Source organism: Paenibacillus sp., assembly GCF_048976745.1.
In the GTDB taxonomy this organism is placed as follows: domain Bacteria; phylum Bacillota; class Bacilli; order Paenibacillales; family Paenibacillaceae; genus Paenibacillus.
In genome coordinates this window covers 206,230-219,746 of sequence record NZ_JBHGUU010000011.1, presented here as the reverse complement: position 1 = coordinate 219,746, position 13,517 = coordinate 206,230, and the positions used below count along the sequence as shown (strand labels likewise).

Genomic DNA, 13,517 nt, shown 5'->3' with positions numbered 1-13,517 from the left:
ATGAATACATATCACTCCCCAATGTCGACAGGAACAGGTGCTCAATCCGATGTTGGAGCGTATGAAGTTAATTTGCCTGTCATTCCTGCTCAGGATTTTCAGCTTACAGATTATGGAGCTATTGGAGATGGCGTAACGAATAATACCGAGATGTTCCGGCTTGCTATTGCGACGTGCGCAGAAGCGGGAGGTGGAAGAATCGTTATCCCTGCCGGGATCTGGCTCACAGGTCCGATTGTAATGCGCAGCCGGATCGAACTCCATGTGGAAGCAGGCGCACTGGTGACGTTTAGCCGTGATTTTGATCAATACCCGTTAATTGCATCAAGCTTCGAAGGCTGGCAGGTTGTTCGTTGCCAATCTCCGATTGATGGTGATCAACTGGAGGATATTGCGATTACTGGTGAGGGGATATGGGATGGAGGCGGGGAAGCCTGGCGTCCGGTGAAACGCTCCAAAATGACGACTTCACAGTGGAACCGGTTGGTTGCCTCGGGTGGCGTTGTTGAGCAATCCGGTGGGGATGAAGAAATCTGGTGGCCTTCCACAGCTGCACTTGAAGGCGGTATCATTGCAACTCGTTTGCATCAGGAGCAAGTACGTGATGTCGCTGCCTATGAAAAAGCCAGAGAATTTTTACGTCCCAACATGGTCAGCTTGCGTAGATGCAAACGGGTACTGCTGGACGGTCCCACGTTCCAGAATTCGCCTGCATGGAATCTGCACCCCTGGGCATCTGAGCATGTAACCATTCGTAACGTGAGTGTGCGGAATCCGTGGTTTTCACAAAATGGAGATGGGCTGGACATTGAATCCTGCCGTCATGTGGTGGTGGAGAAGAGTGTATTCGATGTCGGTGATGATGCGATCTGTCTGAAATCAGGTAAGGACGCCGAAGGTCGTGAACTTGGTCTCCCATCCGAGTACATCACCATTCGGGATTGCACGGTGTATCACGGTCATGGCGGTTTTGTCATTGGCAGTGAGATGTCCGGTGGTGTGCGGCATGTGCGTGTGTCGGATTGTACGTTTATAGGGACGGACATTGGACTTCGCTTCAAAAGCGCACGTGGACGCGGTGGAGTGGTTGAAGATATTCAGATTGAGCGTATCTATATGAAGGATATCATTATGGAAGCGATCTCATTTTCCTTTTTCTATGCCAATCAGGAAGGGTCTGCCCGGGGTAGTGACTTGTCCCAGGAGATTAGCGAAGAGACGCCGGTGTTCCGGGATATTCGAATATCGGATGTGGTCTGTGCTGGTGCCGACACTGCTTTACTAGTGAGTGGATTGCCCGAACAGCCTTTGGATGGCGTAATCATCCAGCGTTACCACGTGCAAGCTCGCAGTGGTGTCCAATGTGCTCATGCGAAACACCTGCATATCGCTGAATTGCAGGCAGAGATCACCGAAGGTCCGTTAGCTCATTTGCACCAGTGCAAAGGAGCAGAGTTAGAGAGCATTCAGGGCAAAGGTGCAGATGGCCGACTTCTGATGGTAACTGGACACGAGTCCGCAGGCATTGTATGTCGTGAAGGTGATGCTGATACGGACGGTCGTCAGATCTCTGTTGGTCCTGAAGTACGAAGCGGTGTGATCATTCGCAGGTAAAAAGGATGTAATCGGATTGATACCAGTTGGTCCAATTCAGCCGCAGTGTCGTAGCCATAGATCCAGTAATCGTGATCCTTTCGATATCAGGAATACGTAATCTCTGGAGCAAGGCTACCCACTCGGCTTTTATATGATGTAATCGGATGATCTACCGGTGTTCCTTGCGATAGCGCAGCGGTGTTGTACCGGTGACCTGTTTGAATGTTTTGTTAAAATGAGCCGTATGCTCAAATCCTACCTTCTCTGCGATCATCTGGACACGTTCTTGTGTAGACAGCAATCTTCGTTGTGCCTCTCGGACACGAACAACACGCAAATATTCGCTAAATCGAAACCCGGTAAACCGGCTGAACATTCGGCTCAGATAGGATGGGCTGATATAAAAACGATTGGCTGCACCCTCCAGCGTAAGCGGTTCGGTATAGTTGTTATTCACATACGTGACAATTTCACTGATTTTGTCCTGCATCGGATGCAAGGGACCGGGGCATGACTGCCGGATATTCTCCTCTACCCGATGAATACGGATCAAAAGTTGGGCAAGCAGACTTCTTACGGCGATCTCATAGTGAGGGCGTCGCTCTTTGCATTCCTGCAGCATCTGCCACAATATACGCTCCATCTCGGGCTGTTCCGCCTCAGGCAGACGAAGGAGTCTTGAACAATTAAAAGGCAGCAGACCACATATGCCAAGTTCCATCCCCGTTGCAAAAGCAGGCGAAAAACCGATTAAAATTCGTTCGAAGCCAGGAATGCTTCCTTTGGAGGTGGTATGTACATCATGAGGATTAATCAGAATAAAATCACCCTTGCGGGCGGACAGAATCTGACCATTCATGGAATAGACGCGTTCTCCTTCGAGCAGATAATACAGTTCATAGAATGGATGAGCGTGAGGCTGTGGCATACCGTTCCCATCATGTCTTCGCATATGTTCAATGGTGAATGCATGTTCACCGATTCGATATTTAGGTCCAATCCGATCCTCTATGAGACTCATGGTACAGCTCCTCTCTGCTTCACGGATTAACAACGATATCCATATCATAACGGAAAATCCATCTTTTTGTAAACGCTGTCATTGGAAATGAAATGTTTCTTTAATCATATCGTTAAATACCGAGAGAACGAATCTGGCATGACCTATATGTGCTGTCAAGGTGACAAAACTTGCATGATGTTTTAGAGTAGGGGAAGAGAGGCGAAACTCTGGTTAAGGAGTGTCTCCAATATGATTTGGAAGGAAGGAAACAGGTTATGACGACACATGAATTATCGCCATTGGTTGCTGCGCTCAATATGCAGCCTCACGTTGAAGGCGGTTGGTATAAGGAAGAATGGAAGGCATCTTATCAGATTCCACAGTCCGTGCTGCCGGATACATATTCCGGTCCACGATTCTCGGCAAGTTCCACGTATTTCCTGCTACATGCACATGAAATCTCCGAGTGGCATACGGTTCTGTCCGATGAACTCTGGCTGTGGCATAGCGGCAGTCCGGTTGAACTGAAGCTGGGCGGCAACGGAGAGAACCCGGAGAACGAGGAAGTCCTTGTTCTGGGGATGGATATTGCTGCGGGGCAATCACCACAGGTGCTCGTTCCTGCCGGCGTATGGCAGACAGCGCGCCCGCTGGGTGATGAACCTGTGCTGGTGACTTGCGTAGTAGCGCCAGGTTTCCACTTTGATGATTTCAAGCTGGTATCCAAAAGCGAATAGAACTTGATATGGAGAAATAAAAATCCCGATCCTAGATGCTCAGGGCATCCGATCGGGATTTTTTTGAATGATTTGAATGATGTATTTAAAAATTAAAGTTGTCTGGATCAGAACCAAAGCGTTTGTTCTCATTCAGGCCGTTAATCTGCTCTATTTCTTCCGAAGTTAACTCAAAATCGTAGAGATCGGCGTTTGCACGAATACGCTCAGGCGTGACGGATTTGGGTATGGTCACAATACCGTTCTGCAGATCCCAGCGCAGAATGACTTGTGCGGGGGATTTGCCGTATTTGGCGGCGATGTCTTGAAGCAATGGATGATCCATCAGATGACCCTGTCCGAGCGGAGACCAGGCTTCGATCTGAATCTGATGTTTGTTGCAATACTCACGAAGCTCTGACTGAATCAGTAGTGGATGAAGCTCCACCTGATTAACCGCTGGTTTGACCGTGGCATCAATCATCAAGTCTTCCAAATGGTGAATCTGGAAGTTGCTCACCCCGATCGCACGGATGCGCCCTTCTTTATGAAGTTTCTCCAGTGCTCTCCATGTATCCTTGTACTTGCCTTTGACCGGCCAGTGGATGAGATAGAGATCCAGGTACTCCAGTTCGAGTCGTTCCATGCTTGCTTCGAAGGCAGCCAGTGTCGATTCATATCCCTGATCACTATTCCATACTTTAGTGGTAATGAACAGATCTTCACGGGCTACTCCAGATTCACGAATACCTTGAGCGACACCTGTTTCGTTGTTATACGCTTTGGCTGTATCGATGCTGCGATACCCGGCTTGAATGGCCGTTTTGACAGCATGAACGACTTCATCTCCGTCTTTAACTTTGAATACCCCAAAACCCAGCCATGGCATTTTGACTCCGTTATAGAGCGTGGTTGTGTCCTGCACGTGTTTCATGGTCCGAAATTCCTCCTCTGATTGATTCATTGTTCCACTATGTAATTACCCTGCTGTTCAGCAGCCAATCGATATCGAAGGGCCGTCTTAATCGATTATACTAAAATCTTCCTGGTATTGGAAAAGGGAGTGGTCCATTTTACGAAGTAAACCCCACAAATGTCCTTTTTTCGCCAAGCAGAGGTTTGGTTTTGACGCTTGTGGGTGATAAGATGAAGTATACGGAATATGGAAGTCAAGACTTGCTATTGGAGATTTTACATAAGAAGAGACGAAGTGCGGAATCGGGTACAGGCCGGGCCGTGCGATTTAACGATAAAGGAGCAAGAATATAATGGCTAAACCTAAACAAACCAAAAAAGCAGCAGCCTGGTCTCTCGTGGTGATGGGAGCGGGATTTGCTGCATCCTTGCCGTTCCAGGGCGTTCCCGTGGGCAAGTTGCTGGTAGGATCATTTGAAGCAGGACTTGTAGGGGGACTTGCGGACTGGTTTGCAGTTACCGCACTATTCCGTCACCCACTCGGCATCCCAATTCCGCATACGGCATTGCTGCCGAAAAATCGGGATAAAATGACGGAAGGTCTGGTCTCCGCAGTGGAGAATAACTTGCTCAACAAAGACAGCATTACCGAGAAAATTGCAGATTTCAAAGCAGCAGAGACGGTACTCGATACGTTGACACGTGAGCTTCACAATGACGGGATCAAGACCATGATTGATACGCTCTGCAAACGAATTCTGGCGGGTCTGCCGTTAGAGCAGATTGCTCCACTCGTAGCGGGTGAGATCAAGTCCCAGGCGGGTGCCTTTGATCTGGGTCCGATTCTGGAACGGGCTGCCTATCAGATGACAGAGCGGGGTTACGATGCCAAAGCACTGGACTATGGACTGAAGCAAGCGGAAGAGTGGCTGGTTAAACCCGAGACTGTGATGTTTTTGGGTGAAAGCGGAATGAGAGCGATCAGTGGCATTCAAATGAACGGATTGATGCAGTTTGCAATGAATGCGTTCCTGGGTTATATGAACGAGGAGCGTCTGGGTGGCATTTTGCAGGGATACCTCTTCGATCGGGTAGAGGATATGAAACGTGAAGGCAGTGCTCTTAGGTACAAAGTGCTTGATATGTTACGTACCCAGACGGTGCGATTGGCAATGAGTGAGGCTATGCAGGATGGAATCAACGGCTGGAAGAACAATATGCTGGAGGGCTGGAACGCAGAGGAAACGGTGCTGAACAAACTCACCGAACTGAGAGACAAGGCGCTCGCCGCGATGGAAGATGGGCAGTATGTGGATACGTATGCACTGCCTGCCATTGAACGGGTATTGGGTGACCTGCGGGCAGATCACGAGTTGATGACAAGCATGAATGCCAAGATCGTAGATGGCGTAACAACACTGCTGGAGAAAAATCATTCCAAAATCGGTAACCTCGTGCGCGAAAATGTAGATAAAATGGACAATGCCTCCTTGATCTCAATGATTGAGGATAAGGTGGGGCAGGATCTGCAGTGGATTCGAATCAACGGGGCCGTTACCGGATTTATTATCGGGATTGCGCTGACCGCTCTGCGGATGGTGCTTGAATAACAACAGTTCAGTATGGCAAAAGAAGGGCCGCTCTTACAAAGAGCAGGCTCTTTTTGTCGTGGATGGAAAAATTACCATGTATCTGATGCAAGAATTAGGAAACGGGGTAATGTACACCAAAGTACCCTAAATGAATCATATAGGAAGAAAGTTACATGAAAACGATCCTGTTAGCCGATATGGCTCATGTTGATTTTGTACTATGATGCAGGTAACAGATGAATAGGGTGGACTTCACATATGGTGAACGTCCTGATTCTACCCAGAGGAGGGATCCGTATTAAACGTGCAGGATGGTTGAAGGGTTTATTCACACTAATGATGGTGTTGACTATATTTCTGGGAGGTTGTCAGAACATGAATGCAAGTGAGAAGGAAGCTCTATATCAAGAAGCCGAAGCGACCGTAATTCAGCATTTCAAGCAGAAGTTTGAATTGGATGTTGTGATTACAAGTAAAGAGTTGTTGCCGGAAATGGCAGTATCCCAGATTGGGCTGAAGGGCCATGTGAAGGATCATGAAGATCAGAGCTTTGGCATTTCGTACGACTACAAAAAGAAGGTAACCAAGAACCTGGTCATTAGCCCTGAGATTGAGAAAGTGATGATGGCCAAGGGACACGATCCATACGCTAAATAAAGGGAGGTGTAGTTATTGAGTAACGGGTCCAATATTGATGATGAAACGTATAAAACGATGTCTGATCTAGCCTACCAGGATCAAAAGGCTGGGGACAAATTAACGGAACTTCCCGGATGGGAGGTCCTGGAGGGGACGGAGAGCAACAAATTTTCCGGTTTTGATGCCGTAACATTTTATAATCCCGAGACCAAGGAAGCGGTCATTGCTTATCGAGGTACAGAAGGAAGTGCGTCCTTGGATCGCTCTGTACCTGACTTTGTCATGGATGGCCGTATTGGGGGCGGAGAGTTGATTCGTAAGGGTCAGCAGGAGGCCGGGAATTTTGTTGATAATCTTACGCCTGATTGGCTTGACAAAGGGGTCCAAGGCGTCAAAGATTTTACGGGCATATCCACAGTGGAGAATTGGGCTGGTGACAGGGTAAGAGACGTGGAGAACTGGACGGGTGATCGCGTAAAGGATATTGAAAAAACCGTTTCCCCTACAGGCTGGGCCAATCAAATGTATCAATCCGAAGACTACGCAAATCACATGCAGAACAAGCATAAGGATCTGAATTTCTCGATGACCGGGCATTCCTTGGGCGGCGGAAATGCACAGTATGCATCTGCTTATACCGGAATTCCAGCCGTGACGTTCAGTGCACCCTCGGTAATGGGCAATTTGACACCAGAGATGCGGCGCCGAGCTGAAGCGGGTGAGTTTGACGGGCAAGTAGTTAACTATGCAAATCCGAGTGATCTGGTCGCCAGTGGAACGCTGGGAGGATATGACCGTCATGTGGGATCAACCTTCTACATTAATTCCAATTATGAGGATGCAAATGATGGAGTGGGCATTATCGATAAGGCCAAGAACTCATTTGGCGGGGAGAACTATCACAGTCTGGATCAATATGATTTCAAAAATGGATACATATCCAATGACCTGTATGATCCGATCACTGGAGAGAGAATCCGCTACTCACCGCGCTTTATGGATCACATGGGACCGTTCAGCAAGAACTTCGGTCCGTTAGGTTCCAAGTTTGGCGGCGGTATGGCTGCAGTGGGAGGCGCTTCCGGTTTGATCCAGGTAACGCCCGAAGAACTGAAAAGTGTCGCCTCCAGGTGGAAGCAAAATGCACAGCAATGCAATGCTGAGCTGAATCAGGTACGGAGCCGCATGGCTCAATACCTGCATACAAGCCGTAGTCGCAGGCTGGAGCCCATTGTCACCCAACTGGACGCGTCGATTCAAGAACTTAGCACATGGCATATGAAACACACCAGCCAGTTCCTGAACTTTATTGATGAGAAAGCAGATGCCTTCCGGCAGGCGGACGAGAGTCCGGTTCATTTTAATTAGGAATCAGGTTGGTTAATGTCGCTATCACGTACATGGGGGAGGGGAACGCAAGTGGGTGGACAATTGCTGGTGGAATTGAATGATCTTCGAATTGCCGAAAAAGAACTGACACAGCTGCTTGCCCGTCTGCAAGCCGATGAACAGGAAGCGAGGGCGCTATACAGTCGCCTGAACGATTGGAAAGGGCAGTCTGCCGATTATACAAGGCAGCAGATTGAAGAGTTTTTTGCGGGCCTGTCCAAACGTATTCAATCCATCGAAATGCAGAAGAAAAGCTTGCTGCAATATATTGAGATTATGATCCAGACGGATCAGGAACGCTAAAGAGCAGTGTGGCTGATGCCATATTGCGGATGGCAATCAGCATGGATACATGGATAGACAAAAAAGAAGCCTATGGTACATCGGGGTTGATCCCGTTTGCCATAGGCTTCTTTGTGATTGCCACAATTATTGTATGCTGCAAATCGTTCTTAGCGTTTTTTACGACGTGTCGCCAGAGCGATTCCCAGGAAGGAGAGGATCAGCGCCAGAATGGATACAATCAATGTTGCCTGTTGAAGCTTCAGAGTACCCGGGTCTGTATCCGTGTTGTTTGGCTCACCTGTAACGGTGTCATTAAGTGCATCGCCCAGCGTGGTGTCATCATTTGCTTTGTTATCGTCGTTAGCTGCATTATCACCAGTGCCTGCTTCTGTACCTGCACTATTATGTCCTTCATCGGCAGTACCAGTGCTGTGATGATCTCCACCTGCCGCAGCAGCCGGATCTTCACTAATTGTTGTAATACTATGCGGGTTGCTGTCACTTGGTTGGCCTGTCCATTCTACGATGCTGCCATCGCTGTAGTATTGAAACGCATCCCAAGCGACTTCGGCTTCAGCCTTAGGATTCTGTACTACAAAGTTGAACTGCTGGAATTGTCCTGCGAGAATACCTTCGTTATCGCCGTCAACTTCCCATGTGATCGATGTAACTTCATTGGAATCGTTCTTCTCGGTGGTGATTTTCCAACCTGCCAGTGGTTGATATTGCTTGAATGCCACACCTTCTGGAACTTTCATCGTGATTTTGGTTGTAGGCAGTTCTTTCTCGGATGGAATCTTGATCGTGTATGTTTGCCATGCGCTTGTCTGTGCAACGGATGGGCTAACGGTAACGTGAGCGCTCGCGAATCCGGCGAATAGCATAAATGCCGCCGTACCTGTTGCGATAGTGGATGTCAGTTTGGAAATCCATGATGTTTTCTTCAAAATAAATAACCCCTCTCAGTTCTTATCATATATGATGCGGCCCATTTTCTTAAATGAGTGTCTACGCTCTGCAAAGTTACCGTTTCGGTTACGAACTGTTCTTTCGAACCCCGTTATTCCCAGATTTTTAATACAACTTATTATAAATAATTTAACTAAATTCGGTTTACACATACACTCCGATGACAGAATAACCTTCCAATCGCTGTTATCCCCAGATTTTTTTGATTCCCTTTTCTCAAAGGGTAAAATCTGGTGATAAAGGCGAACGCTTCGCTTTTTCAGGTTTTTTCTGTCCCCTCCGTTTCAGTGTAAACATTAGTTCAATTTATATTTAGTAAGTTGAAATCCCGGAATAAAGGCGGAGCTTCGCTTCTCCAGAATCAATTCCGTTTCCTTCACTACATTTGCAGTTCGTAGAAACACTAATTTTAGATTGGGTCACTTTTCAATATCAACGTTGTGTAACTATGGCTTGGCGGTGTCGATCTCAAATTCGGCATCCAGTGCATCCAGCGATTTGGTTAGCAGGTGTACCTTGATATTCCAACGTCCAGGCATGGAGATGTAATCTTCAGCCTTATACACACCGGTGTCGTTTTTCGGAATGGTAATCTCATAGATTCCCATATCCATGTCCAGATGTGTGAGTGACAGTGTGATCTGTTCCAGATCATTAACGATACTGCCATCTGCACGTTTCACATCAACTTCGAATTGATTCTCTCCCGTCACATTGGGACTCACCTGAAGTGTAATCGACGAGCCATCTTCTGTAGTTTTTGTCTCCTGATACGGTCCGACTGCTGCTGGTTGCCCCGGTGACAGATGTGTCAATACGGCGGCCAGAGCGAGAATCACAGCACCCGTAGCAAGCTCGGCTTTCAGGCTGCCGGACAATCTGCTTCCTGTTGCTGCTTTTGCTAATCTGGCGTGACGCCATGCAAAGAGAACCATCACAATCAGCAGCACGATCTTGCCGATCAGGACAAGGCCATAGGCTGTAGTGAATAAGGAGGTCAGCACAGGTGCTGGCAGAATGATCAGACTGCTGTATATTCCCGTAGCGACCAGAGCGGCTACAGCACCAATCCCCCAAGCGGTAAACCTGCGAATAGCAGTCCAGTAGACTTCTCCTCGCACCTTCGAAGGCAGCTTGTCCGCGAGTGGAGGCAGACATATCGCCATTGCCGTCAATGCACCAATCCAGAAAGCAGCACCGATCAGATGCACGAAGTCCATGGCAATCGCGAGAGCACGTTGATCCGCAGCAGCCGGATGTCCCGTCATCGCATGAGTGAACAGCCATCCAAGCACAAGCACAAGTGACCCGTAAGAAGACCAGATGCGAGCACGGATGGATCGATCGCGGTCATATCCCGATAGAATCGTGACGGCCAGTAGCATGACAATGAGCATCTGTAACATCCAGATCTGACCAAAGGATGTCAGCTTGAGCGCACTTCCGATTAGTCCCCAGCTTAGCTCGCCCAGAGCCACACCAGATTCATATAACGTATTCAGAGGCAGGCTGACCAGAGCGGCAAAGGAAGCAGCAGCATAGCTGATCCATAACAATCTGTAGCTGCCCGGAACATCCATAGGTTCTCTTGTCATGGATGTCGGTGCGATTCGCAGCAGCAAGAATGCAAGTGTCCCCAGAATGACAGACAATCCGAGATACTGAATCCAGTCTGTCAACGATACGATCCATTTCAGCGGCCCGCCTGTTGAACCGGAACCGGAGGTAAGATCACTTAGTCCGGCAGGAGAACCGGACGGTTCGCCGATATGGAAAACATATGCTCCTTGAATCGGGTGTCCATCGGCAGACACAGCTTTCCAGTTAACGGCATAAGTCCCGTTTCCGAGTCCGATCCGCAGGCCAGTCTCCAGAATATGAGGACGATCCGCATCAATCTGTACCTTTCCATCGTCTGCCTGAGTGCCGTCAGGACCGGTAACTTTGATATCATAAAAGGCCGTCTGCAAGGACTCGTTGAACTCCATGGTCAGCCGATCTGGTGCAGCGACTAGAATTTCATTTTCTCCTGGTGAAGCCTTAACAATATAAGCATGGGCAGATGCCCACTGTGGCATAACAAGGCAGCACACAAGCAGCAGGCTGGTGACCAATGCCCAGTGCCGTTTGCCCCATTTCAGGGTAAAGCTTGTCAAAATCAAAAAAATCATCACCCTCAGGTTATAGATTTGTAGGCATTTCTGGCCCGTTATACACAATCTATCCCATTATAACTTTGTCCAAAATGAATGCGTATGACTACATTGGGCTATAAAAAAACGATTTGGTCTTCATAATTGTGACAAAAGCATGAATGTGTACGGTGCATAGCACCCATCTCGTCTTATGTTACAAATCTCATATTGGTGTGCGATACGTTCGTGCTACCATTAACATATTGCTGCAAAGCCACGTTATTTGCGAAGCTTACGCCCTGCAAGCCCGCTCTCCAGTGCGTAGCGGGTGAGTTGTACCCGGTTTTCCAACTGGAGCTTCTGCAAAATATTCTTCAGATGATTCTTCACTGTCTGGTCTGAAATGCCGAGCTGATCGGCGATCTCCCGATTGGTATATCCCGCCGACACCCATTGCAGAATCTCAAGCTCCCGTGCGGTTAGCGGGTTATCTTGCACATCTTCACTGCGTGGTGCGGGAAACTCCTGCAAAATCCGGTAGGCCAGTTCCTTGCTTAGCGGTGCATCGTCGCTGACGATGGCGCGCAGGTATTCCAGCCAGGTGGAAGGCGTCAGATTTTTGAGCAAGTAGCCTTGAGCGCCTTGTTTCAGTGCTTCGAAGAGAAAGGTCACATCATCCGATACCGTGACCATAACAACAATAACATAAGGGAATCGCAGCTTGATCTGCCGAGTGGTTTCCAGCCCATCCATGTCCGGCATCTGCACGTCCATCAGGATCAGGTCAGGCATCCATTGTCCGGTGAGCTCCAATGCTTCCTGTCCATTCGAGGCTGTACCAATGACTTCAAACAGGCTGTCCTCGGATAAAATGCTACAGATCGCTTCACGCGCATGCGCATGATCATCAACAACCAATACACGTACATGTTCCATACTAAGCATGCTCCTTTCCTATCGTCATTCGTGTATGCCCCGGTCTTGAATCGAGGGTAAAAGACCAACCCATCTCGGCAGCACGTTCTTTCGTAATTCGCAGTCCGTACCGATCCTTCAGCTGAAGAGGATCTTCACTTAATCCATTCCCATTATCCTGAATATAGATGAACCAGGCAATCGGGTTACCCTCGGCGTGAACCTGAACGCGGGTAGCCTGTGCATGTTTGCGTACATTCAGCAGACCTTCCCGGATACAGGCGATCAATTCCACTTGCTCCTTGGCAGAGAAAGTTACACCCCTCAGGTCCCAATGAATCTGTGCACCAGGAACGGTTTCCTTGACGAGCACTTCGACCTGCGCATGTAGTGAGATAATCTCAGGTGTTGCGGTAGAGGAAGGAACATAACGCAACTGGGCAATGGCTTGCCTTACGTATGTATTGACTTCATGCACGGTCTTTTGAATCTCCTGGATCTCATGCTCATGTCCGGTTCCTGCCAGACTGCGGCCTGCCTTATCCGTTTTTACCGATAGCAGAAAAAGCGACTGGGATATGCCATCGTGAAGCTCCCGGGCCAATTGGTCACGAGCTTCCAAGGCTGCTTTTGCTGCACGTTCCTGCTCCAGAGCAGCCCTTGCACCTTCGAGCATGTGGAACAATCGGCTGAGCAGTGTCACGCTGACGAGGTAAACGATGACCGGTGTTAACCAGTTACCGGCATCCATCGAAAGGTACGGCATCAGAAACTGATGGCGAATATATTCCCAGATGCCAACCGTAAATGTGGGAATCAGCAGAATCATCCATTTAATTTGTTTATAGGACATGAATGCAGAACTCCTTTGATCTAGGATTAGCTTAATGAGGTACTTTATTTATACAGGGATGGGACCATTATAACGCAAGCTTGTCCAAGACCCTAGTCTGTGCCTTTGGAGAAAGTTGGGGAGGATCATGGAGTATTTAGAAGGATATCTAAGAACGACAAGGGGTGAAATGTTGTCACGCTAGGTGAGGGTTGGTGTGACCATCTGAGGAAGGCTGAGTCCGTTTTCCCTATCGGAGAAGGTCCTCTATACTTAATACAGAACGTAAATTCATTACAAAACATGTTAAGGAGTGACGCAACAACATGAGTCAAGAAGTATTGGAACGTCGCAGTGAATTGCTCAAAAAGAACATTCACCAGATGCTTGTTCAAGACAATCAGCACGGTATCAGTCGCCAAGACAACATGTTTTTGCAGCAGATGATCAAAGAGCTGCATCAGACCTCACATGAACTGAATACCAAATCTTAATGTAGAATCTGCACGAGAATGAAGCTGTCTGGTGTAC

General features: G+C 48.2%; 13 protein-coding genes. 7 read left to right on the top strand and 6 right to left on the bottom strand.

What is annotated here, in order from left to right:
- A complete protein-coding gene (locus tag ACE3K2_RS18810) occupies positions 1-1,614 on the top strand; it encodes a glycoside hydrolase family 28 protein (protein WP_421893482.1) in 1,614 nt (537 codons plus the stop codon).
- A gap of 151 nt (positions 1,615-1,765) precedes the next feature.
- Here ACE3K2_RS18810 and ACE3K2_RS18805 read toward each other — a convergent pair whose 3' ends face one another.
- Complete coding sequence (locus tag ACE3K2_RS18805) at positions 1,766-2,617, bottom strand: AraC family transcriptional regulator (protein WP_421893479.1); 852 nt, start codon at positions 2,615-2,617, stop codon at positions 1,766-1,768.
- A 257-nt stretch (positions 2,618-2,874) separates the two neighbouring features.
- Here ACE3K2_RS18805 and ACE3K2_RS18800 point away from each other — a divergent pair, with 257 nt between their 5' ends.
- Positions 2,875-3,336, top strand: a complete 462-nt coding sequence (locus ACE3K2_RS18800) for a cupin domain-containing protein (protein WP_017691032.1) — start codon at positions 2,875-2,877, stop codon at positions 3,334-3,336.
- Between the two features lie 85 nt (positions 3,337-3,421).
- Here the strand turns inward: ACE3K2_RS18800 and ACE3K2_RS18795 are convergent, their stop codons facing one another.
- Complete coding sequence (locus tag ACE3K2_RS18795) at positions 3,422-4,249, bottom strand: aldo/keto reductase (RefSeq protein WP_421893475.1); 828 nt, start codon at positions 4,247-4,249, stop codon at positions 3,422-3,424.
- Positions 4,250-4,583: 334 nt separating this feature from the next.
- On the opposite strand from ACE3K2_RS18795, the gene ACE3K2_RS18790 reads away from it, so the two are divergent.
- The 4 genes from ACE3K2_RS18790 (at position 4,584) to ACE3K2_RS18775 (ending at position 8,153) form a co-directional block, all read left to right on the top strand.
- A complete protein-coding gene (locus tag ACE3K2_RS18790; protein WP_421893472.1) occupies positions 4,584-5,840 on the top strand; it encodes a DUF445 domain-containing protein in 1,257 nt (418 codons plus the stop codon).
- 357 nt (positions 5,841-6,197) lie between these two features.
- The gene (locus ACE3K2_RS18785; RefSeq protein WP_091038121.1) at positions 6,198-6,479 is read left to right on the top strand and encodes a hypothetical protein; all 282 of its coding nucleotides are present in this window, start codon (positions 6,198-6,200) and stop codon (positions 6,477-6,479) included.
- A 15-nt stretch (positions 6,480-6,494) separates the two neighbouring features.
- Positions 6,495-7,829, top strand: a complete 1,335-nt coding sequence (locus ACE3K2_RS18780) for a hypothetical protein (RefSeq protein ID WP_421893469.1) — start codon at positions 6,495-6,497, stop codon at positions 7,827-7,829.
- A 51-nt stretch (positions 7,830-7,880) separates the two neighbouring features.
- Positions 7,881-8,153 carry a hypothetical protein gene (locus ACE3K2_RS18775; protein WP_091018402.1) on the top strand — a complete coding sequence of 91 codons (273 nt, stop codon included), beginning with the start codon at positions 7,881-7,883 and terminating at the stop codon, positions 8,151-8,153.
- Positions 8,154-8,302: 149 nt separating this feature from the next.
- Here the strand turns inward: ACE3K2_RS18775 and ACE3K2_RS18770 are convergent, their stop codons facing one another.
- The 4 genes from ACE3K2_RS18770 to ACE3K2_RS18755 form a co-directional block, all read right to left on the bottom strand.
- Positions 8,303-9,082 (bottom strand): YcnI family protein, encoded by a 780-nt coding sequence (locus tag ACE3K2_RS18770; protein ID WP_421893466.1) that lies wholly within the window; start codon positions 9,080-9,082, stop codon positions 8,303-8,305.
- Positions 9,083-9,550: 468 nt separating this feature from the next.
- Entirely contained in the window at positions 9,551-11,266 is a 1,716-nt protein-coding gene (locus tag ACE3K2_RS18765) for a copper resistance CopC/CopD family protein (protein WP_421893463.1), read from the bottom strand.
- Between the two features lie 252 nt (positions 11,267-11,518).
- On the bottom strand, positions 11,519-12,175 hold the full coding sequence (locus ACE3K2_RS18760) for a response regulator transcription factor (RefSeq protein ID WP_339304570.1): 657 nt from the start codon (positions 12,173-12,175) through the stop codon (positions 11,519-11,521).
- Between the two features lies 1 nt (position 12,176).
- Positions 12,177-13,007: a sensor histidine kinase gene (locus ACE3K2_RS18755; protein WP_421893459.1), complete on the bottom strand. Its 831-nt coding sequence runs from the start codon at positions 13,005-13,007 to the stop codon at positions 12,177-12,179.
- Between the two features lie 305 nt (positions 13,008-13,312).
- Between ACE3K2_RS18755 and ACE3K2_RS18750 the strand changes: the two genes are divergently transcribed.
- Positions 13,313-13,480 carry a hypothetical protein gene (locus ACE3K2_RS18750; protein WP_017691019.1) on the top strand — a complete coding sequence of 56 codons (168 nt, stop codon included), beginning with the start codon at positions 13,313-13,315 and terminating at the stop codon, positions 13,478-13,480.
- The last annotated feature ends 37 nt before the right edge of the window (positions 13,481-13,517 follow it).